The following is a 21924-nucleotide window of genomic DNA, read 5'->3' as shown; positions in this document are numbered from 1 at the left end:
TTATATTTTTTTAGGTTTTCTGTAATTCTTGAGCTTCTATAAAATCGCCCAATGCGTTGTACTTTTCATAAAGTTCCAAGTACTTTTTCGCATTTTCCGGGATAGGGAAGTATTCTTTTTGAAATCCGCTGCCCATGGCGTTTTGTGCATCAAGAAAGGTGTTGTAGATTCCAGAGGCTACCGCTGCTGCCATGGCCGCACCCAGGGCACAGGTCTGTTCCGATTTAATTATACGAATAGGGAAGTTGAGCACATCGGCCAAGATCTGCATTACAAATTCCGACTTTTGTGCCACTCCGCCCATAGCGATGATACCATCTATACGGACTCCCTCCGCTTGGAATTGCGCTACAATTTTTTTAGATCCAAAGGCCGTGGCTTCCACCAAAGCCCTAAAGATATGTGGGGCCGTAGTTCCCAAAGTCAGGCCTTGAAGGGCCCCTTTAAGATTTTGATTGGAGTCCGGTGTTCTCCTGCCGTTCATCCAATCCAATGCTACTAATCCAGAGGTGCCGATTTCTATTTTACTGGCAGCCATGGTCAATTCGTTAAGGATACCATCTGCCATTTCTTCCAATAATTTAGTTTTGGTTTCCCTATCCAATAAGTTGCTGTCCCCAATGATTTTGTTTGCGGGCCAGAGCAACAATTCCCTATACCAGGCATATAGATCTCCGAAGGCAGATTGTCCGGCTTCCAGCCCGATCATATTGGGAATAATGGAGCCATCTACCTGTCCGCAGATCCCATGGATGGCCGTTCCCCCAATTTCCTCCTTGGGAGCAACCATCATATCGCAGGTGGAGGTGCCTATCACTTTTACCATATGATAGGGTTTTATGGCACTGCCAATAGCACCAATATGGGCGTCAATAGATCCAGTACCTATAATTACAGTCTTGGGTAGTCCCAGTATTTGCGCCCATTCTTCGGAAATAGTACCTACGGCCTCATCGGAAGTGTAGGTGTCATTATATAATCGTGCTCTTAATCCAATTAGGAGTGGGTCCAATTTGGACCAAAATGTTTCAGGGGGCAAACCACCCCAATCCGAGTGCCACATGGCTTTGTGTCCTGCCGCACATCGGCTTCTTTTAAAGCTTAGGGGGTCGGTATTTCCTGTGAGGAGTGCCGGTATCCAATCGCAGTGTTCAATCCAGGAGAAGGCCGCTTCCCGTACGTTCTCATCTACCCTTAAGGTGTGTAAGATCTTGGCCCAAAACCACTCGGAGGAATATTCTCCACCACTGTATTTGGTATAGTCTTCGCTATTTCCAGAGTGAGCCAATTTGTTGATTTCTTTTGCCTCCCCTATGGCTGTGTGATCTTTCCAAAGGATAAACATGGCGTGGGGATTGCCTTCAAAGTCCGGGAGCATTGCCAGGGGTGTGCCCTCCTTGTTGATAGCTATGGGCGTTGAGCCGGTGGTGGCAACGGATAAAGCGGCTATACTGTTTATGACTTCCTGTGAAAGTTGGGCAATGGTCTCTTTGACCGCTTTTTTTAGGCTTTCAATGTAATCCAAGGGGTGTTGTCTAAACAGATTGGTTTCTGGTTGGCAATATTTGCCTTGGCCCCATCTTTCGTATGGGGCAACGGCCTGACCCATAATCTTGCCATTGCTGGTATTGATTACCATGGTCCTGACGGAGTCCGTACCATAATCGACCCCAAGGGTGTATTTTTGGTTTTGCATGAGCGGTCTGGAATAATTATTCAAATTAATTTAAACGTTTAAGCAAGCAATGTAAAAAAATATCTCCATACTCCCGTTATAAATCCGATTTTTTAACAAATGGGGGTATAGGACAATAATTGTGGCATTTTAAGGATAAAAATCAGGAAATTTCTAATGTTCTCTCGCAAAAAATCGTTCAAAATGAGGGTCCATTGCAATTATTCAAAAACTATCCATAAAGTATCGGGTATTTTTATCAAATAAATTTTACTTTTGCACCCGCGGTTTTAGATAATGAACTGCCAATGGCCTCATAGTTCAACGGATAGAATAGAAGTTTCCTAAACTTTAGATCCAGGTTCGATTCCTGGTGAGGCTACGAACCAGAGGTGCGCAGCACCAGAAAGCGCCAGCTTTCGGATCGAAGCCCGTACTGAGCGGCGTCGAAGTGATTCCTGGTGAGGCTACGAACCAGAGGTGCGCAGCACCAGAAAGCGTCAGCTTTCGGATCGAAGCCCGTACTGAGCGGCGTCGAAGTGATGTGATTCTTGTTAGACTACGAAGTAGGCTAATCTGAGGTGTATGGCACGGTCATTTCATTAAAAGTAGAACCCTACTTTCTTCATTGTTCTGTATTTCCTTTTATTAATTCTTCTGTATCTGATGAGGTTGGCGGGAGGTGGTAAAAAAGAAATTCATATTTAGTAATAAAAATACACCCCTGAGCATCTTAACCCTGCTCTGAGGTAATTGGCGATTTTCAAGATTGCGTAATTGTATTGTGGATATTGATGGAATACTCTTCTCAAAATAAAGCTGTTTGCCTTTAAGGATTTGTTTGACGGTTTGTATAGGACAGATATTTATCAGGTTAATTATAAAATAGTTAGAGCAAAGAGATAAATGTTCACTTCATTAAATTTAATGTAATTAACCTTAAATTTTATTACAATGATTACCGAAAATAAAAGTCAAGATAAGAAATCAGTTTTAAAGGGTTTGAATAATGAGGTTCAACAAAATCGAGGACTTGACCTAGAAACAAACCCTAAAGGCGATTCAAATGGAGGGGCCGGCAAACCGGTCGACAACGGAGGTGTTGCAACGTCGAAATTTGATGAGCATTTGGAAAAGCAATGGATGGCCGTACGGGATAATTATCTCGCAAATTTTCCGGAACTAAACGATATGGACACCAAATATGACAACAAGGGTTTTGGTACTCTAATGCAAAAGCTGGCGAAAAGAAGACAGCAAACCTCTGAGCAGCTGCGGGAGGAAATAATGAATTGGCCTTCTGCACAATAATTGCCATATTTCTTTACGGCCTTATTTTATGATATTATTGCAGAGTTTCCCGGCATGGCCATATGATGCTTCCTTAAATTTAGTTTTTGTTGCCATAAGAAGATCTGCTTTACTCCCGGATGTCATAAAGAAGTAGAAGTGGGATAGATAAGGCAACTTAAGCTACATCTATTTAATTTAGTAACTTGCATAACAGCTATTAGACAATGTTAAACATATATCCTTTATTATTACAATTGCCTATAGGCACTCGAAATCCAGATGACAATAGTCCTATTGATCTTACCAATGCATTCGATGTTATTGTTTATATAATTCTGCCTATACTAATGATTATCTTTTATATTCTTTGGAGAAAGAAAAAGAAGCAGGATCAGGATAGGGAGTAAAATCTTGTTATATAACATGTGTAGTGATGTTTATATAATTACGGTTCATGGCATAAGGTTGATCATAGCCAGATTTGCGAACAATCTTTGTTGTTAAGTTGGCCTTATCTTACAGATGACCAAGATGGAATATGGCCTACCATATATTCAAATTAATATTATCCGCTTATTATCTAATTGGAAATAATGGTCATACGGTCGCAAAGCCCTTAAGAATAATCAAAAAAATGCCTTTATATTTTCTAATATATGGCCCGTACAATACGATCCAATTTAGTTCATAACCAAAATTCCTGAATGTTGATTACCTTAGCGCTAAACTATTTTCCATGGAAAAGAGCAAAATTAAAAATGTATTTGTAGCAGGTGCAATAAGCCCGGACTTCATTGCCAATTCCATTGCAAAGCACCAGTCCAGGACCGCTATCGGGGCCCACGATATCTTTTTGGGCCAGGTAAGGGCAGATCTAATTGACGGACAGGAAGTGGCCGCTATAGAATATACGGCCTACGAGGAAATGGCCAATTTAAAATTTCACGAAATTAGGGAGGCTACCTTTGCCAAGTTTAACCTAAGCTGTATGCACATCTATCACAGTTTGGGAAGGGTAAATGTTGGGGAAATATGCCTGTTTGTTTTTGTGTCATCGCCGCATCGAAAGGAAGTTTTTGATGCCTTGCACCATGTTGTGGAAGAAATAAAGAAGCAGGTGCCGATTTTTGGAAAGGAACTGTTTGAGGATGATTCCTATCAATGGAAAGTAAATAAATAGAAATGGTAGATATTACCCATAAAATAGCTACGTTACGTACTGCAATTGCTCAGGCTATAGTCCAAGTAAGTTCAGAGGATACTATAGAGGCGATAAAAAATAATACGGTGCCCAAGGGCGATGTGTTTGCCATGAGCAAGGCTGCCGGTCTATTAGGCGTAAAGAAGACGGCGGATCTTTTGCCGGACTGCCACCCCTTACCGATAGAATACACCGATATTTCATACGCTATAAACGGTTTGAAGATTACGGTTTTGTTTACGGTAAAGACCATTTACAAGACCGGGGTGGAAGTGGAGGCCATGCATGGTGCCAGTATAGTGGCCTTAAATATGTACGATATGCTTAAGCCAATAGACAAGGGTATTGAAATACAAAACATTAAGTTGCTTAAGAAAACCGGGGGTAAGTCGGATATAAGTATAAAAGAATAACCCTCAGTTATGATTTTTAACAAATATTTTGGAATATCCCTTCATATCTTTGTGCTATGAAAAAAACAAGCTTCTTGCTTTTTTTTAGGATTCTAGCGCTCATACTTTTCTTAAGTTTAGGCCAATTCTCCTTGGCTACCACCCAAGAGATCAAGGAAGTTAAGTCCGGGGTTAGTGGTGAGATCCAAACGGACCATCATTTAACCTATGAGTTGCCCAACTCAGGGCATACCATGCTTTTGGCAGAAGGTAATTATAAATTGCCAACAGTTAACGAGCTAAGGCCCAATCTTAATTTATATGTGCCGAATACCATAAGTTGCCTCTCCATACTCAAGGAAAAGGAACTTATGTCCTTAAAAAGGGAGGTCCAAATTATTGCTAGTTTGGACGCACTCACCATTATCTATCCCTTTCACACCTTTTTATAAATTTTTCCATTAGTGACACCCAATTCCAAAATAAACAATTTTGGAAATTTTCGCATGCCATACATTTTGCTTGGAATGTGGCTATGTAATTAATAAATGGAATAATTTAAAAAAAATACAATGAATACATCAATGTTGTTGGTATCAGTATTATTGGTACTGTGCACCGTCATACCTTTTGTAATCCTCAATAAATCAGGGAAAGGGGATTTAAAATTAATGTCAAAGGAAATTAAAAAATTAATGTTCGAATCAAAACTGAAATTCGATTTAAAGGAAAGTTGGGGCAATTCTTTTATTGGCCTGGATTCCAATAATAAGAAGCTCATTTTTTCAAAGGTATTTGATGGTGTTGTGGCACTGGAAAATATTGATCTCAATGGAGTGTCCAATGTCAAAATTGAAAAGAAAACCTATGAGCTCAAGTCCAAAAATAAAAGGGAGACGGTTTTGGAAAAATTGGATTTGGAGATAAGCTTTTTGGATCATGAAAAGCCCGCCAAGTCCCTGAATTTTTATGACATCAATAGTATTTACATGGAGGATTATGAACTTGTCCGAGCCGAAAAATGGAATACTGCCATCAATGGGGTATTAAAGACAAATATAAAAAGAGCCAAGGTGGCCTAGTTTCTTAGTTTTGTTTTAGTTCTAAAAGTAAAGGGCCATCTGTATTTTGGAAAATTGACTCTTCTCAATACAGATTGCTCTTTTTTATTCAATATATTTTTGCAGGAAAAGGATCCTACCTTACTCGCGTATTGACCAAATTTCGTTTAAGGGATCGCCCTTACTGCTTTTGCCCGTATGGTGCCAATCCTTGCCATTTAATTTGTAATCAAAGGAAAGTGCGGCCCCCACGCGGGAATTGTCCCTAGAGAAATAGGCTATATTTTCTGTGTATTTGCCATTGGTAGCGTCATAGGTTCCACCCCCACTACCAAAAAACTCAAAGGTTTCGGTGTTGTAAGCGATCCATTGAAAATGTCCGTTCAATAAATATTTCATAGTCTTTCTTGGCCTGGAGGTATCCCTTCTCTGCTCCCCCTGGTCCGTTACACGGCCAGTCATTAACCACTTACCGTCCAGATCCTGGGTGCCAAGTGTGGTAGGGGTAAAAGTCATTGGATTGGCCCCTTCGAGTATCAAATTTCCTTTTTGTAGTTTATAGGGAACATTTAAACTGGTTATTTTATCTTCTTTATGATTGGAATTAAACTCAAGGTCCACCTTTAGGTTGTTGTCGGAAGTGGTATAGTAGCCGCCCATCGTTTTTATAAATTCTGCGGGAGACTCTTTATAGATGGTATGCACGTAGTAATCCGCGTCCAATTTTAATTCGTGATGAAGGGTTCCATCCTTGCTTTTTTCCTCAAAATGATAGACGTTGGCCGGAATTTGGGCTGTAATTTTATAAAAAAATGAGAGGAATAGAATTAGACCTAAGGAAACGCTATTTTTTGTAAGCTTCATAACTATCTGGTTTTTATTTAAAAATAGTCAATAAAAGGTTAAAAATCAATGGATTAAATCTAATTTTTAGTTAATTTTTTGTTATTGAAAAAATTCATTTTTTACTTAAACGTAAAATTTTTCAAAACGCTTGTTTTTTCATTTTTTTTGTTTTCATTTGTCACATCAATTTAGCCTTAAATTTTATCTTCATAATAGCATCTAGTAGCGTACAATGAACCATACTTACAAATTTGTGCTTCTGGCAACAGAAAGATTCAGGCAACTGAAATTTAAAGGTATAGGTGGCCAAAATTTACTTGGTATTCCAAATTTTTCTTCTATCGTGTGCAGTCAGCACGACTATTTTTTTATACCCACCACTGAAAAGCAGATAATTGTTTAGGGATTTAGTTATAATTTCTAATATTATTTGCATTTGGCGATGCTATTTACTTATTTACAATTCATATATTTATTTAAATGAACACGAAGTACATTAATCTTATAGATCAAACCTATTATTTTCCACAGGAGGAATTTACCTTGGAGGGCGAAAACCTAAAGTTCCATGGAATTCCACTAATGGATTTGGTGGAGGAATACGGTAGTCCTTTAAAGTTTACCTATTTGCCCAAAATTTCCGAAAATATCAATAAGGCAAAGGAATGGTTCAGGATAGCCATGGAAAAAAATAACTATAAAGGTAAATACCATTATTGCTATTGTACCAAAAGTTCCCATTTTAAACCGGTTTTGAACGAGGCCTTAAAGAATGATATTCATATTGAAACCTCTTCGGCCTTTGATATTAACATCGTTGAAAAATTAAAGGAAAAGGGTAAGATAAAGGATAATACCTTTGTCATATGTAACGGGTTTAAAAGGGATCAATATATTACCAATATTGCCAATCTAATAAACAAGGGACATCAGAATTGTATTCCTATTATAGACAATTACGAGGAAATAGACCTTTTGTCCGATGCCATCAACGATACTTTTAAAGTTGGTATCAGAATTGCATCCGAGGAGGAGCCAAAGTTTGAATTTTATACCTCGCGACTGGGAATTGGATACAAAAATATTGTACCTTTTTATGAGAATCAAATTAAGGACAATGACAAGGTAGAGTTGAAGATGCTACACTTTTTCATTAATACCGGTATTCGTGACAATGCCTATTATTGGAACGAATTGGTAAAATGTTTAAAGGTGTACGTGAGACTTAAAAAGATATGTCCATCCTTGGACAGTCTTAATATTGGCGGTGGTTTCCCCATAAAAAATTCTTTGGCTTTTGAATACGACTATCAATACATGATAGATGAGATCATAAACCAAATTAATATTGCTTGTCAGGAAGCGGATGTTGCCGTACCAAATATATTTACCGAATTTGGAAGTTTTACGGTAGGTGAGAGTGGCGGGGCCATTTATGAAATACTATATCAGAAGCAACAGAACGATAGGGAAAAGTGGAATATGATCGATTCTTCCTTCATAACCACATTACCGGATACCTGGGCCATCAATAAACGTTTCATTATGTTGGCCATTAATCGCTGGTATGATGAATATGAAAGGGTATTGTTGGGGGGATTAACCTGCGATAGTGATGATTATTACAATAGTGAGCAAAATATGAATGCCATTTATTTGCCCAAGTATAGAAAGGATAAGCCTTTGTATATAGGATTTTTTAATACAGGCGCCTATCAGGAGACCATTGGAGGTTATGGCGGGCTGCAGCATTGTTTAATACCACATCCAAAGCATATTTTAATAGATAAGGACGAAAACGGAAATATAACGACCAAATTATTTAGTGAACAACAAAAGGCAGAGGACCTGCTTAAAATTTTAGGATATGAAATGAAACCCAGTGCCAAAGCTGAAGTTGGCCAAAGCATTGAGAAGCAAATTAAATCTGACCTTTAAAATCAATAAACTTTAAACAAATGAATACAACTAACAATTACGCTGGCATACCAGACGAGTTTGCGCAATTGGAAAAGGCAAAGGTTGTTTTGATACCTGTGCCTTATGATGGAACCAGTACCTGGGGAAAAGGGGCGGACAAAGGGCCTCAGGCTTTTTTGGAGGCTTCGGAAAATATGGAATGGTATGATATAGAAACTGACACGGAGGTCTATCAGCAAGGGATATATTTGGCGAATGCCGTAGAGGAGGATAGTTCTCCCGAAGCTATGGTAAATGCGGTTCACAAGGTAACCAAGGAGTATATTAAACGGAACAAGTTTGTTACCCTTTTCGGGGGCGAGCATTCAATTTCCATTGGTACCATTAGGGCCTTTAATGAATGTTTTGATAACCTTACCGTGTTGCATATAGATGCACATGCAGATATAAGGAAGTCGTATAATGGCAGTAAATTTAATCATGCCTGTGCGGTTCACGAGGCAAGTCAGACCACCAATCTTATCCAAGTTGGGATACGCAGTATGGATGCCATTGAAAAAACCTTTATCGATGAGGAGAAAACGTTCTTCGCACATGATATGGTAAATGATGAGTATTGGACGGATAAGGTAATAGATCTTATGACGGACAATGTCTTTATAACTTTTGACCTGGATGCATTGGACCCGTCCATTATGCCATCTACGGGAACACCAGAACCGGGAGGCTTGTTCTATTATGAGACCTTGGAGTTTCTTAAACAAGTATTCGAGGATAAAAATGTTGTAGGGTTCGATATTGTGGAACTTTGCCCGAATAAAACGGATAAAACTTCCGATTTCCTTGCAGCCAAATTATATTACAAAATGCTTAGCTATAAATTTATGGGTGAGGCCGTAGAAGACGAATACGACAACACTTATGACGTTGATTCCAAAGTGGGAGGCAACAATAATTCAAAATTCGACGATGACGAAGACTAAAGGAGAGATCTCCAATTTTATTGAAAAGTATTATTTACATTTTAATGCGGCCGCTTTGGTGGATGCCGCAAAGGGATATGAGGATCAACTAAAACAGGGTTCCAAAATGCTGGTTTCCTTGGCAGGGGCCATGAGTACGGCAGAATTGGGGAAAATATTTGCTGAGGTTATCCGTCAGGATAAGGTGCATATCATATCCTGTACAGGGGCCAATTTGGAAGAGGATATCATGAACCTGGTGGCGCATTCCCATTACAAACGTGTGCCCAATTACCGGGATCTGACCCCTCAGGACGAGTGGGACCTGTTGGAGAAGGGTTTGAACAGGGTAACGGATACATGTATTCCGGAGCATGAAGCCTTCCGAAGATTGCAAAAGCATATTTTTGAAATTTGGAAAAAAGCGGAGGACGCCGGGGAAAGATATTTGCCACATGAGTTTATGTACCAATTGTTGCTTTCCGGGGTTCTGGAAGAGTATTATGAGATAGATCTGAAGGATTCGTGGATGTATGCTGCTGCGGAGAAGAACCTGCCTATAGTTTGCCCAGGTTGGGAAGACAGTACCATGGGGAATATCTTTGCCTCCTATGTGGTAAAGGGCGAATTAAAAGCCAGTACCATGAAGTCCGGGATAGAATATATGACCTTTCTGGCAGATTGGTATACCGCCAATTCTGAAAAAGGAATCGGATTTTTTCAGATAGGTGGTGGAATTGCCGGAGATTTCCCAATTTGTGTGGTGCCTATGTTGTACCAAGATCTTGAAAGGACAGATACGCCGTTTTGGAGTTATTTTTGCCAAATCAGTGACTCTACCACAAGTTATGGTTCCTACTCTGGCGCTGTGCCGAATGAGAAAATTACCTGGGGAAAATTGGATATAAATACCCCTAAGTTTATTATTGAAAGTGATGCAACCATTGTTGCGCCCTTAATTTTTGCGTACCTATTAGACATGTAGTATATGGACAATTTAAAAAGAGTTATTGTAGACTTTAAAAAACTTACTCCCGAAGTTTTGAAACTTTTGGTTGAGAAGTATCCGGATGGGTACGACGATCTTAATATCATCTCCTTCAAGAATGCACAAGGGGAGCGTATCGAGGCCGTTGAAGTGACCACCGAGGATACCAAATATCTTGTCAAGATAAGTGCCAAGTTGGAAAAGACTATGGCCAATTATGATGAGGATGATTATGAGGACTTTGACGATGACGATCCAGAGGCCATTCCAGATGTGGATCTGGAAGGGGTAGAGGGAGATGATGACGATGACTAACGCGTGATGTTTGAGGTTGTTGCCGTTCATATAGCATCTTCGATCAATATTAGGCAATGTAAATCCCAATTGCCTTTAAAAATATTGTTTTCGGACAGTGATGAACTCTATTTGAAAAACGGCGAAAAAAAATTCGTCTATATCTTTCAATATGGTCTGGTATCCTTTTTTAATCATTCCGAGGATGAAAAAGCAAAGATTCTAGACGCCCTTTCCGCTATTACCAAGGAGAAAAATTCTCCCCAATTTACAGAAACAATAAAAGTAGAAATAATCGAAGGCCACCAAAAGGTGGCTTTCGATAAAGTAATCTTGCCCAGTTTTGATGCCGAGTTTATTAGATTGGTTATGTTGAACACTTCCCAATCGGTGGCTCTGGACCAATATTCCGAAATTACCCAACAGCTACTGGAAGAGACCAATGAACACACCCAATATTTGGAAAGGAAAGGAAAACTGAATATTTCGGGAATGAAGCTCAGGAAGTTTATAGGGAAGGTCCTGAATATTAAAAATCAGATTTCGGAAAACCTCTATATTTTTGATGAGCCCGACAGCACTTGGGAAAATGAGCAGCTGAACAGATTAAACATGGAACTTAAACAAACATTCGATCTAAAGATCAGGTATAGAAATATACACGAACAATTGGGGATTGTAAAAGAAAATCTGGAATTGTTCAAAGATATTTGGGACCATAGGGAAAGCAGTAGATTGGAATGGGTGATTATCATATTGATATTGGTAGAAGTTTTGGATCTTTTTGTATTTAGACTATGGAGGTAAATTGTAATTGATCTTTTTATTACCTTAGTTAAAGCATCAAAAATAAAACGAAGCCTTTTGAAATTAGCCAGGATAATTTTAGAAACTACCGGATTGTTATTGGGAGTGGATGTGTAATGGCGAATTGCACCCCATAGGTTTCGGGGCGGTCCCATTTATTAAGAAATAAATATTAACAGATGAAAAATGCACCTTTCCATATGTCATTGCCCTGCTTAAGTATAAGCAAAACTGAGGATTTTTACGTAGACGTTATCGGTGCCGAATTGGGACGGCACTCTTCCCGATGGTTGGATATTAATTTGTTTGGAAACCAGATTACGTTCACCAAGGCGGGCATTTTTAATTTTGCCTTTAAGACTTATAAATTTGAAGATACCGTGCTGCCTTCTTTTCACTTTGGGGTAATTGTGGATGAAGACACATGGAATAATTTGCATGCCAAATTAACGAAGTCGGAATATGAGCTTACCACCGAGGTCGTATTTTTGAAGGATAAGATAGGCGAGCATAAGTCCTTTTTTATTCAGGATCCCAATGGGCATATGGTAGAATTTAAATGTTTCAAAAAACCAAAAGAGATGTTCTTGTCCTGATTTTCAGGAATATTACCCGTTGACTTTTGTTATTCAATAAATTAATAATCAATTATTCTTGATTCCCAGGGGTCAAGTGTTTTATTTTGCAGTTAATTAAAAAATATAAATATAATAATGAAGTATAAGGACCTGGATATTATTGGTAGTGAGGAATGGTGTATATTCGAGGATTTGGAGATTCCTGCTATAAAGGCTAGGGTAGATTCCGGGGCTAAAACTTCTTCCATACAGGCAAATAATATAAAAGTATATACCAAAGGGGCCCACGAATGGGTAAAGTTCGAGGTCAATCCTTTGCAGGACAATAGGGGAATTAACATAGAATGCAAGGCGCGTTTGGTAGACCGGAGGACGGTAAAGAGTTCTTCAGGGATATCCGAGGAGCGTTATGTGATTAAGACCCCGGTACGGGTTGGCAATCATACTTTTGATATAGAGCTCACCTTGGCCAATAGGGATACAATGGAGTACCGTATGCTTTTGGGCAGGGAGGCACTCAATGAACGTTTTGTGGTAAACCCTGCGGTTAGTTTTAATTTGGGCGAGTTCTCGGCAACGGAAATTAGTCAGCGGTATGCCTCCCATTTTAAAGAAAAGACAGGGCTTAAAATTGCATTGCTGGCCAGTAACCCATTGTTGTACAGTAACAAGCGCATAATGGAGGCCGGTGAGGCTATGGGACATGATATGGTGTTTTTAAATGTGGAACACGCCTATATGAAACTCGATGCCAATTCCCCGGAGATTAGATATAGGGGCGGAAACATATTAAATGAGTTCGATGCCATTATACCTAGGATAAAACCAGCGGTTACCTTTTACGGTTGTGCCTTGATAAGGCAGTTCGACAACCTTGGGGTGTACTGTTTAAATTCGGCAGAGGCTATAACCCAATCCAGGGATAAATTGTTTGCTTCCCAGCTTTTTTCCAAAAATGATATACATATCCCTATCACCGGATTTGCCAAATCTCCCATGGATACCAAGGATCTTATCAGGATGGTCAATGGGGCACCTTTGATTATAAAGTTACTGGAAAGTACCCAAGGTAAGGGCGTGGTCTTGGCAGAAACGAACAAGGCCGCAGAAAGTGTTATCAACGCCTTTAAGAGCGTACAGACCAATATCTTGGTACAAGAGTTCATAAAAGAAGCAAACGGTCAGGATATCCGCTGTTTTGTGGTAAATGGAAAGGTTGTTGCCTCCATACAGCGCCAAGCCGAAAAGGGGGAATTCCGGGCAAACCTGCATCAAGGGGGCAAGGCATCCATTATAAGGATTACTTCAGAAGAAAGGAAGTTGGCGGTAAAGGCGGCCAAAGTATTAAATCTGGCCGTAGCCGGAGTGGACATCATCCGTTCCAACAAAGGTCCCTTACTGCTCGAGGTTAATTCATCCCCAGGTTTGGAAGGGATTGAAAATGCTACCGGAAAGGACATTGCCAGTATCATGATCCGGGCTATAGAAAGCAAAATCAAATTTAGTGTCTAGTTCCTAATTCTAATTATAAAGGATACGTTGGGAAGATGTGGCCATTCATCCCTTCCCATTTTTATTTACTAAGCGAGATTTGATTGCGTTGGGGGTAATTGATTAAAGGACCCAATGATAAAAATGATTTTGCATTAAAGCTTGGTTAAATATAAATGCTACCAAAGCTAGCGTTTATTAAAATTTGTACCTTCGCCCTATGGGAAGAATATTGATTTACGTCAGCGTTTTTATTTTGTTGGGCTCTTGTAAACAACAAGAAAACATAGCGGCCGTTGAAGAAAAGGCGGAAGTGTTTTTTAGTGTGGATTCGATCCCCAAGCCCAAGGAATTAAATGAAGAGGCCATGGCAATTATTAAGGAATGGCAGGAGTTCATCGGTTTGGAAAATACTTTTGAATCATTGTATCGGGTAGCAAACAGGGAGGATTTGGTATTGGTCATTGAAGATTTGATCGAAAAACAAAAAACGCTGGAAGCTTCTACATATCCCGCAACATTTGATATCCCGCAAATTAAGAGCAGGCAAAAGGTTTTTAAGACCTATATTCTTAAAACTAAGGGAAATTTGGAGTACAGGGATGGTACCAAGGGATCTACCATAGAAATGATCGAAGCTTATAACGCATTTAGGAACCAGTTCAATGTTATTGTAAATAGTAGGTTGGACACTTTACTCATATTTAGTGAGTAGGGTGGTAGTGTTTGTTTTGGGGACCTTGTGGGCCTTACAGCTGAGGGCCCAGGGACCTAGGGATAAAACGGAAATAGGGAATATTCTGGATAGCTGGCACAAAGCGGCAGCAAGCGCAGAATTTGATGCCTTTTTTAATTTAATGACTTCCGATGCCGTGTTCATAGGTACGGATGCTTCCGAGAATTGGCAGTTGGAAGAATTTAAGGCCTATGCAAAGCCCCATTTTGATAAGGGAAGGGCATGGAACTTCAAAGCCGTGGAACGAAAAATATATGTCAATGACAAGGGGGATTATGCTTGGTTTGATGAATTATTGGATACCCAGATGAAACTATGTCGTGGTTCAGGGGTACTTAGAAAAGAGTCCGGGAAATGGAAAATAGCACACTATGTGCTCTCCCTGGTTATTCCCAATGAATATGTTTCCGAGGTAATCCTGATGAAGCAGGAAAGGGACAATAGGATAATCGAAGATTTAATTAAACCGTAGTAGTTCCCTGTTAGTAAGAAAAAGCTATATCTTTAGAGCAACAAAAAACCACTGCACAGCAGTGGTTTTTTGTTGTTTTCCATTATAGGGAGCCATAAGGTGAAGCCCGGTAAGTTTCGATTATTGCTTAGTGGCTTGTGGATCCTTATTCTCTTGTTTCTCTTTTCTGGACTGTAAAGCTTGTTTGCTTAAACTGGCCAAATTAAAATTGGGGTCTATTTTTAAAGCTTCATCAATGGTGGCCAGGGCACCATCTATATTGGTTTGATCCTGATTGAATTCAACCAAGGCCTTTAAATGTATAAAAGCAGCCTTTAAAGAAACCTCGTAGGGTTGTTGTCTTTCATAGAAGGCATATTTCATTTCTTCTTTGGCATTGGCAATTCCATATTCAATATTCGCGGCTGCACCTTCATTGTCACCGGTCTGTATTTTTAGGTCTGCCAATTCGTATGCCAAATAAGGATTTGGTTCCCTCTTATTCAGAATTTCAAACTGTTCCAAAGCTCGCTTTGGTTGGTTCAATGCTTTTAGGGAAATAGCTTTTACCTGTACGGCCAAATCTGAGTCCGATTCGTTTTTTTCAATCCCAATCGTGTTTAAAGCTTGCAAATGCTGATTGTCCGTGGTGTAAATGTAAGCCAGGGTATCGTTACGCTCTTTGCTGGGGGAAAGTATGTTTAGGTGGGTAATGGCGCTAATAACTCCGTTTATATCGCCCTGTTGTCTCATTTGGTCATAATAGGCCTCATAATGCTTAAGCAAGTCACTTTTTGTCTGTGAATTTGCAGTAAATCCTACCATAATTAGGAGGATCAGTACTATTTTCTTCATTGTTCTAATTTTTAGTGTGCCAAAACTAGTAAATTATTTCTAACCATTTGTTAAGGAATGTCTTAAACCTTGGATAACAATAAAAAAGGATGCCGATAAGCATCCTTTTTTTCTAATATGGTTGGTCTGGGTCTGGGTTAAACAACGGTGAGCGTAACATTTCTGTTTTCGTATGCCCTTATAAGTCTGGCATAAAATGCAATACTCACATTGTCCTTGTCCAAGCTAGAACTTAAAAACTCCTTTAAATTCTTAAAAAGTAAATTTGCCCTAAGAATTGGAAGGCTTGAATTCACTTTTTTCGGGTCATAACAGCTGTCGTCCATAACAATATCCATGATGACCCTCTTTCTATGATAGTCAATGGATACATCTGCAGCATTGTAATATTTTTTCAATATGGCAACATGCAGTTTTTGGAATTTTGGGGACATTTTGTGTTTGGAACAGCTTTTGGAAATTAATTTTTCAATTTCGGTAAGCACTCTCTTTTTTAGACCTGAATTTTCCATGATGATTGAATTTATTCGTTTCTTTAAAGATACATACTAATCGATAAACGGTTAATAATCAAGGATGTAATTTAACCTCAATGGGGCAATTTTGTTGTGAAAGTTGAAAAAAGTGTGGTGAATTAACTTACAATAGAAGTGTTGTAAAGGTAATTTTTAACATTTAAATACTTACTTTTTATGCTTTTGTTTCCTATTTCATCTAAATTTTTGGTGTAAACGGGCGGTAAAAGCCCTCTTTTTAAAGCCTCAGAGCTATAATAGGCCTCCTTTGTAGGGTGTAGTGGATACACTCCGTTAACGACTTTATTCGCCCAATTTCCTTTGATGACCAACTTTATAATTCCCAAACAATCATTTAGATGGATTAGATTTACAGGGTCATCGCCGTTGCTCAGATCGGTTTTACCTGCCAAAAAGTTTACAGGATGCCTGGATGGGCCAATTAGACCCCCAAACCTTATAATGGTGGTATTAAGGCTCACATCGTTTAAAAAAATATTTTCCGCAGCCAATAGCTGCTTACCAGACTCGGTATTGGGCCGGGTAGGGGAGTCTTCTGTGCCCCGTCCTTCTATGTCCCCATATACTGAGGTGCTACTAATAAAAATTATACGGTCCAGGCTGGTCTTTTTTATTTCGTCATATAAATGCTGCATTTTTTTGATATAGCTCTCTTTGGGGGTCGAGCGCAGTTTTGGAGGGACGTTGATGATCAATAAATCCAATTCTGCGAGAAAGCTTTTGATGTTGCCTTTAATTCCATTCTCTGTTAGATCAATGGTAAATGGTACTATGTTGGCATCCTGCAATAGTTCCATTTTGGAATAGGAGGTGGTTGTTCCAAACACAGTATGTTTATCTTCAATGAGAGATTTGGCCAGGGGTAAGCCTAGCCACCCGCAACCTAAAATACCGATCTTATTTTTCAATACTTTATCTTTTTGCTGATCAAAATGGCATCATTTAGGACAAAAGGCATTGGAATATTGTCTTCGGGCCTTGGGGGCACCGTAAATGACGGATTGTTCAATAGATCGTTGGAAGCCTCATACAAGCTAAGTTCCAAAGCACTCTCTTTGGGAATAGTGATTTGTAATTCGGTATAATCGTTATTGCTGACATAGTGTGTTATCAACTTATTGTTCATCCTATTTTTGAGATAGTAATCGGATAGTTCAATTTTATTGATGTTGGCCTTGATAATGTCTACATCGTTCGTAAATATTTCCAAACGGTTGGTGCTTCGCTGTGGCGTAATGCATATTTCCAATTTTCTATGGTCCCCAATAATGGTATCCATGGTAGTTTCTATTGTAGGAGGGACAATATTTTTTACCGGAGCTTCTGCAGTGTAGGTGAACCCCGTTCCATATTTACTGCTTAAGACATCATAAGCTGCATTTTTTGTCTCGACCTTATTTACATCTATATACTGCGATGTCCAATTGGATAGCACATGATCATAGGTGGCCCAATGTGCAGTGTTTTTGTCCACGTCAAGTATATAGACCAAACTCGTAGGTTTCGCGTTTTCTTTATCAAAGCCCGAAGAAAAATGGGCGGACAAAAGAAAACCGAAACAGAGTAGCAGAAAAATATAGGCCAAGCGGTTTTTGTTTTTTAGGGGACCAAAAACTGGAAGCAGTAGGAAAAAGGTCAAAGAGGTCAGAAGGGTGGAGGTAATCATCATTTTAAGACCAAGCCCCACGGGGAACATTTTAATAAGAGGGGAATAGATCCATATGGCAGGCAAAGCTAAAAATAACAATAAGTATGGACTTGGGGATTTTTGGTGTGTTAATATAAGTAAGGAGGCGAGCAATGCAAATACGGGAATAATAAAAAAGCTGGCACCTTTTAAATATAGGGCAACTAGGGTGCAAAGAATTAACCATAGCAACAACGGGGCAATTAAGAGGTTTTGGGTTTGGGCCTTGCCAAATTTATGATAGGTCCAAAAACCTACTGCCACTGATAAGAGTACGAAAGCCGCAATGTATACATAACCGTTATAAGTGAAGCCATGAAGTATGTCCTGGTATTGTGGGTACACATTGGTAAGTGCGGTCCAACCAAAATACCCGACCACCCCGTTAATGGCCAAAATGAGGAATAAGGGAACAAAGCCCCTTCCAATTTCTTTGATCTCCAAGGAGCTATTTCTAAGTCCCAGGATCAAAAGTGTTAATAAGCCTATTATGGCAAGTGCCAACATAGGGAAAATCCAGTCGAAGGGATAAGAGACCAATCTAAAGAACGGCATATTGAAATATATGGAATCGTTTGGGCTTTTCAAGTTGCTGAGGTCGGAGTTGCCAAAGTGCTTTAACAGGGGCATGAGATAACTGCCTTGGTGTGCCAGGGTATTGCGGTCCAAACGCTCATAATTATCGCGTGCGGTATGGTAGTCATAATGGTCGTCTATAAAGGCGAAATTGAGTCCTTCTATGTCCATATCCTCCCGGAACACGGTTAGGTCGGTGTCATTGGGAAGCATTTTGTAAACACTATAGACCAAGGAATTGGCTGCAGGATATTTTGGATTTGCCTTAATAAACTCGTCAATTACTTTGGAATTTCCCCTGTTGGTTTCCAGTAACATATAGGAAGGCCCCCCACTGCCCCGAGCTTCAAAATTTAAGACCAATCCGGTTTCCTTGACCCAAGGGTGATTGTTTACAAATAAATCCGCTCCGTTAAGTCCCAATTCCTCAGCATCTGAGATTAGAATAATGATATCGTTTTTAGGTGTATTGTTTTGTTCCAAAAAAGCCCTTACACCTTCCAATATGGTGGCCACCCCACTGGCGGCATCGCTGGCGCCCAAAGATGAATGGGGATTGCTATCGTAATGCGAGAGCAAAAGTAGGGCCTTTCCCTTTTCGCTGCCTTTTATCCTAGCCAATATATTGGTTGCACTACTAAAATTTCCCCAGTCCCCAGCGGTATAACCTTGTTGGGTAGTTGTTTCCAGTCCCAATTTGGTCAATTCCGATATAATATAATCCCTAACTTCTGAATGTGCAGGAAATCCCACGGCATGTGGTTTTTTGGACATATTTTTTACATGGACCAGGGCCCTGTCCGTTGAAAATGAAACATTTTCAATATTGGCGTCCGGAGTGTAGCTTGGCATGGCAGCTTCGAAACCCCAATAAATGGCGAGCAGAAGAAGTAGAAGGGTTATGGGAGAAGAATATTGCTTCATAGTTCGTATGTGGTAAAAACTTAAAAGTAAGAAATTATCCCTGTATTACATTGCTGTGTGGGGTATATCCGATAATTTGTGATTTTTGGAATTTTTCTGTTTTGAATTATACGTAACATTTTTAATGAAAATTTATCAATACAACTGATTAAATCTTAAATAGTTGTGTAATTATCTAAAAAAGATTATCTTTCAAATTAACCTAAAAATAAACGGTATGGGAATAAAAAGTTTTCAGGGAGTTCGCAAGGTCGTAAAAAAGGAATTTGATGCTCCCATTTTAGTAGAGGACTATATGACAAAAAAGCTGATCACCTTTAGTCCTGATCAATCTATTTTAACGGTTATGGAGCATTTGGCCAAATATCACATTTCTGGAGGTCCTGTATTGGACAACAACGGATTTTTGGTAGGTATTATCTCCGAGGCGGATTGTATGAAACAGATTTCGGAAAGCCGCTATTTTAATCAACCTATTTTGGATAAAAGTGTAGAACGTTTCATGACAAAGGAGGTTGAGACCATACCTCATGATATGTCCATTTTTGATGCCGCAGGTATTTTCGACAAACATAAAAGAAGAAGATTGCCAGTTATGAAAAACGGGATATTGGTAGGGCAAATAAGTCGTAAGGATATTGTAATTGCAGCCCTTAAATTAAGCGGACATAACTGGAAATAGAAAACTACATTTCTTCCCTTCGGCCGACGACTATCAAAACAACAAAACGTATATTTTTATGCCCTTGAACTGTTTCAAGAAACAGTTCAAGGGCATTCTATATCAAAGGTAGCGTGCTACTCCCTTTTCACGATCATATAATAATCATTGTCCAACGGAAGATAGCCCAGATCATATACAAAATAGTAGGTGGTTCCTTTTTTGGTGGTATATACATTGGTGATGTATTCAAAATCGAAACCCTTGTCCATTAATCGGGTCTTGGTAGTTTTGGTCTTGCCGTCGGTTAGGGGATAGCTATCCAGGATTCTGTAATTTTTGCGAAGACGGTTATTAATGTTCCTAACCAAATTTTTACTGTCTTTGTTCAGTTTATTATTGTAGGCATTTCTACAATAGTCCGAGCAGAACTTCTTGTCTATCCGCCCCAAAATTTTGTCCCCACATTCCAAGCATTTTTTTTCCATGGTTTGTTCAATTGTTTTGTTCTATAAGCTCCAATCGTTTTACTACGGATCCCGAGGATAATATGGTGCCTGGGGAAAGAACGGCATTGGCCCCAATTTTTGAATTGTCCCCGACCAAGGCGCCAAATTTGATCGATCCGGTATTGGTCCTGATACTGTTTACTTGGGCCCAAATGGTCTTATCAAACCTTTCGTTATAATGGTTGGCAATAAGTGCTCCTGCCTCAAAATTAACATGCCCACCAATAATACTATCTCCTATAAAATTAAAATGGGCCATGGCCGAATGATGGCCGATAAAACTGGACTTAATCTCACTTCCGGGACCTATCCGCACCCCTTCGTCCAAAAACACTCCGCCCCGTAGATAAGCGTGGCTGGCAACAAAACAGTTTCGGGAAATAATGAGGGGCTCTTTTAGAACTGCCCCATTTTCTATTACGGCAGTTTTGTGGATGGCCATTCCATTTTTAACGGCATAATCCTCGGAATTGAGTTCCAAGATCTTTTTGGTAATCATAGATATTATGGATGGTGTAATTTCCCAGGGAGACATTCCTTTTTGGTGGGGAAAATGGGTGTAAAAATGCGCTACAAAGTTAGATATAGTGGTCATTTTTGGTAGAGTTCTATAGGTAGGTTGTCCGGATCGAATATAAAAGTGAACTTTTTTTGGGTAAACTCGTCAGTACGAACAGGTTCTGCCAGAATACCTTTTCCGGACAATTCCACCAAGCTGGTATCCAAATCGTCTACCTCAAATGCCAAGTGCCTTAAACCGGCTGCTTCTGGCCGTGTGCTTCTTGGAGGTGGTTTGGGAAATGAAAATAGTTCTATGATATATTCGCCGTTCAGTGCCAAATCCAATTTGAAGGAGTCCCTTTCATTCCTATAAACTTCTTGCAAGGGTTCCAAACCTAGGTCTTCCACATAGAATCTTTTGGATTTCTTATAATCCGAACAAATGATGGCAATATGGTGTACTTTGTTTAAGATCATTTGGTGTAGTTGAACTTAACTTCTTCTTTGGAGCCATTTTTCTGCTCAATGACTACATAGATATTAATTTCCGAGTCATTAATCTTTTCAAAGGTAAAATCATCAAAATAGACCCGGTTACCTTCCAGTTTAACTAGTTTAAAGTCGACTGTTTTCTCTTTTTCCTCCCAAGCTGTCAAATTTCCATTGAAGTGTTTCAATTGAAGTATAAGGGTTTCCCCTTCCTGCCTAATATGGCCAATCTCATAAAAGACTACTTTATTGTCTACGACCAATTTAAACACGAACATCATGGAATCTCCCAGCGGCGGACTCCATATTTCCTCGGTTATACCGCCAAATGCCTCTCCCTTCCAGTGCCCCGCTATCCAAGAAACATCGGACAGGCGGGCCTTAGGTGATGGACTTCCTTCTGTAAAGGAAATGGTATTCTGGCCAAAGGAAGGTGCGTAGGCAAAGAGCAATAGTATTAGGATCCATTTCATGTGCAGATTGGTTTTGAA

General features: G+C 39.5%; 25 protein-coding genes, 1 tRNA gene and 1 pseudogene. 17 read left to right on the top strand and 10 right to left on the bottom strand.

Going from position 1 to position 21924, the window contains the following annotated elements:
- Positions 1-10 precede the first annotated feature (10 nt).
- Complete coding sequence (locus tag B9Y87_RS15310) at positions 11-1696, bottom strand: ribulokinase (protein WP_085499842.1); 1686 nt, start codon at positions 1694-1696, stop codon at positions 11-13.
- Between the two features lie 289 nt (positions 1697-1985).
- On the opposite strand from B9Y87_RS15310, the gene B9Y87_RS15305 reads away from it, so the two are divergent.
- From B9Y87_RS15305 to B9Y87_RS15275, 6 genes are all read left to right on the top strand, one after another.
- Positions 1986-2057: transfer RNA gene (locus B9Y87_RS15305), tRNA-Arg, on the top strand.
- A 572-nt stretch (positions 2058-2629) separates the two neighbouring features.
- Positions 2630-2986 carry a hypothetical protein gene (locus tag B9Y87_RS15300; protein ID WP_085499841.1) on the top strand — a complete coding sequence of 119 codons (357 nt, stop codon included), beginning with the start codon at positions 2630-2632 and terminating at the stop codon, positions 2984-2986.
- A gap of 718 nt (positions 2987-3704) precedes the next feature.
- A complete protein-coding gene (locus B9Y87_RS15290; RefSeq protein ID WP_176225646.1) occupies positions 3705-4148 on the top strand; it encodes a molybdenum cofactor biosynthesis protein MoaE in 444 nt (147 codons plus the stop codon).
- Positions 4149-4150: 2 nt separating this feature from the next.
- Entirely contained in the window at positions 4151-4582 is a 432-nt protein-coding gene (gene moaC, locus B9Y87_RS15285) for a cyclic pyranopterin monophosphate synthase MoaC (protein ID WP_085499839.1), read from the top strand.
- A gap of 56 nt (positions 4583-4638) precedes the next feature.
- A complete protein-coding gene (locus tag B9Y87_RS15280; RefSeq protein ID WP_085499838.1) occupies positions 4639-5013 on the top strand; it encodes a hypothetical protein in 375 nt (124 codons plus the stop codon).
- A 120-nt stretch (positions 5014-5133) separates the two neighbouring features.
- Positions 5134-5643 (top strand): hypothetical protein, encoded by a 510-nt coding sequence (locus B9Y87_RS15275; protein ID WP_139827249.1) that lies wholly within the window; start codon positions 5134-5136, stop codon positions 5641-5643.
- A gap of 120 nt (positions 5644-5763) precedes the next feature.
- On the opposite strand, the gene B9Y87_RS15270 is transcribed toward B9Y87_RS15275, so the two are convergent.
- Positions 5764-6486: a hypothetical protein gene (locus B9Y87_RS15270; RefSeq protein WP_085499836.1), complete on the bottom strand. Its 723-nt coding sequence runs from the start codon at positions 6484-6486 to the stop codon at positions 5764-5766.
- 462 nt (positions 6487-6948) lie between these two features.
- On the opposite strand from B9Y87_RS15270, the gene B9Y87_RS15265 reads away from it, so the two are divergent.
- The 10 genes and pseudogenes from B9Y87_RS15265 to B9Y87_RS15225 all read left to right on the top strand — a co-directional run bounded on the left by B9Y87_RS15265 (position 6949) and on the right by B9Y87_RS15225 (position 14716).
- A complete protein-coding gene (locus B9Y87_RS15265) occupies positions 6949-8406 on the top strand; it encodes a type III PLP-dependent enzyme domain-containing protein (protein WP_085499835.1) in 1458 nt (485 codons plus the stop codon).
- 20 nt (positions 8407-8426) lie between these two features.
- The gene (gene speB, locus B9Y87_RS15260) at positions 8427-9371 is read left to right on the top strand and encodes an agmatinase (RefSeq protein WP_085499834.1); all 945 of its coding nucleotides are present in this window, start codon (positions 8427-8429) and stop codon (positions 9369-9371) included.
- The gene (locus tag B9Y87_RS15255) at positions 9358-10335 is read left to right on the top strand and encodes a deoxyhypusine synthase family protein (protein ID WP_085499833.1); all 978 of its coding nucleotides are present in this window, start codon (positions 9358-9360) and stop codon (positions 10333-10335) included. Before speB ends, B9Y87_RS15255 begins: the two co-directional genes overlap by 14 nt.
- A gap of 3 nt (positions 10336-10338) precedes the next feature.
- A complete protein-coding gene (locus tag B9Y87_RS15250; protein WP_031442019.1) occupies positions 10339-10653 on the top strand; it encodes a hypothetical protein in 315 nt (104 codons plus the stop codon).
- Positions 10654-10659: 6 nt separating this feature from the next.
- Positions 10660-11439: an RMD1 family protein gene (locus tag B9Y87_RS15245; protein WP_085499832.1), complete on the top strand. Its 780-nt coding sequence runs from the start codon at positions 10660-10662 to the stop codon at positions 11437-11439.
- 179 nt (positions 11440-11618) lie between these two features.
- Positions 11619-12035: a VOC family protein gene (locus B9Y87_RS15240; protein WP_085499831.1), complete on the top strand. Its 417-nt coding sequence runs from the start codon at positions 11619-11621 to the stop codon at positions 12033-12035.
- Positions 12025-12075 (top strand): annotated as a pseudogene (locus B9Y87_RS22425) (hypothetical protein); the annotation flags it as partial. The gene B9Y87_RS15240 and the pseudogene B9Y87_RS22425, both read left to right, overlap by 11 nt.
- 77 nt (positions 12076-12152) lie before the next feature.
- Entirely contained in the window at positions 12153-13529 is a 1377-nt protein-coding gene (gene rimK / locus B9Y87_RS15235) for a 30S ribosomal protein S6--L-glutamate ligase (RefSeq protein WP_085499830.1), read from the top strand.
- A gap of 199 nt (positions 13530-13728) precedes the next feature.
- Positions 13729-14223, top strand: coding sequence for a hypothetical protein (locus B9Y87_RS15230; RefSeq protein WP_085499829.1), 495 nt, complete (start codon positions 13729-13731; stop codon positions 14221-14223).
- Positions 14216-14716: a nuclear transport factor 2 family protein gene (locus B9Y87_RS15225; protein ID WP_085499828.1), complete on the top strand. Its 501-nt coding sequence runs from the start codon at positions 14216-14218 to the stop codon at positions 14714-14716. The genes B9Y87_RS15230 and B9Y87_RS15225 overlap by 8 nt, the downstream gene beginning before the upstream one ends.
- Positions 14717-14836: 120 nt before the next feature.
- Here B9Y87_RS15225 and B9Y87_RS15220 read toward each other — a convergent pair whose 3' ends face one another.
- From B9Y87_RS15220 to B9Y87_RS15205, 4 genes are all read right to left on the bottom strand, one after another.
- Positions 14837-15550: a hypothetical protein gene (locus B9Y87_RS15220; protein WP_085499827.1), complete on the bottom strand. Its 714-nt coding sequence runs from the start codon at positions 15548-15550 to the stop codon at positions 14837-14839.
- A 137-nt stretch (positions 15551-15687) separates the two neighbouring features.
- Positions 15688-16062: a hypothetical protein gene (locus B9Y87_RS15215; protein WP_085499826.1), complete on the bottom strand. Its 375-nt coding sequence runs from the start codon at positions 16060-16062 to the stop codon at positions 15688-15690.
- A 122-nt stretch (positions 16063-16184) separates the two neighbouring features.
- Positions 16185-16994, bottom strand: a complete 810-nt coding sequence (locus B9Y87_RS15210) for an NAD-dependent epimerase/dehydratase family protein (protein ID WP_085499825.1) — start codon at positions 16992-16994, stop codon at positions 16185-16187.
- Positions 16991-19273: a M28 family peptidase gene (locus B9Y87_RS15205; protein WP_085499824.1), complete on the bottom strand. Its 2283-nt coding sequence runs from the start codon at positions 19271-19273 to the stop codon at positions 16991-16993. Before B9Y87_RS15205 ends, B9Y87_RS15210 begins: the two co-directional genes overlap by 4 nt.
- A 217-nt stretch (positions 19274-19490) precedes the next feature.
- On the opposite strand from B9Y87_RS15205, the gene B9Y87_RS15200 reads away from it, so the two are divergent.
- A complete protein-coding gene (locus B9Y87_RS15200) occupies positions 19491-19955 on the top strand; it encodes a CBS domain-containing protein (RefSeq protein WP_085499895.1) in 465 nt (154 codons plus the stop codon).
- 116 nt (positions 19956-20071) lie between these two features.
- Here B9Y87_RS15200 and B9Y87_RS15195 read toward each other — a convergent pair whose 3' ends face one another.
- Genes B9Y87_RS15195 through B9Y87_RS15180 form a run of 4 tightly spaced genes read right to left on the bottom strand, consistent with a single transcriptional unit; the run spans position 20072 to position 21906 of the window.
- Positions 20072-20422: a hypothetical protein gene (locus B9Y87_RS15195; RefSeq protein ID WP_085499823.1), complete on the bottom strand. Its 351-nt coding sequence runs from the start codon at positions 20420-20422 to the stop codon at positions 20072-20074.
- Positions 20423-20429: 7 nt separating this feature from the next.
- Positions 20430-21038, bottom strand: a complete 609-nt coding sequence (locus B9Y87_RS15190; RefSeq protein ID WP_085499822.1) for an LbetaH domain-containing protein — start codon at positions 21036-21038, stop codon at positions 20430-20432.
- On the bottom strand, positions 21035-21421 hold the full coding sequence (gene gloA2, locus B9Y87_RS15185) for an SMU1112c/YaeR family gloxylase I-like metalloprotein (protein ID WP_085499821.1): 387 nt from the start codon (positions 21419-21421) through the stop codon (positions 21035-21037). Before gloA2 ends, B9Y87_RS15190 begins: the two co-directional genes overlap by 4 nt.
- On the bottom strand, positions 21418-21906 hold the full coding sequence (locus B9Y87_RS15180) for a DUF6265 family protein (RefSeq protein ID WP_085499820.1): 489 nt from the start codon (positions 21904-21906) through the stop codon (positions 21418-21420). Before B9Y87_RS15180 ends, gloA2 begins: the two co-directional genes overlap by 4 nt.
- Positions 21907-21924: the final 18 nt, after the last annotated feature.

It is taken from the genome of Arenibacter troitsensis, assembly GCF_900177645.1.
GTDB lineage: Bacteria > Bacteroidota > Bacteroidia > Flavobacteriales > Flavobacteriaceae > Arenibacter > Arenibacter troitsensis.
Note: the sequence above shows the minus strand (reverse complement) of the source record. Positions and strands in the feature narration are given on the sequence as shown.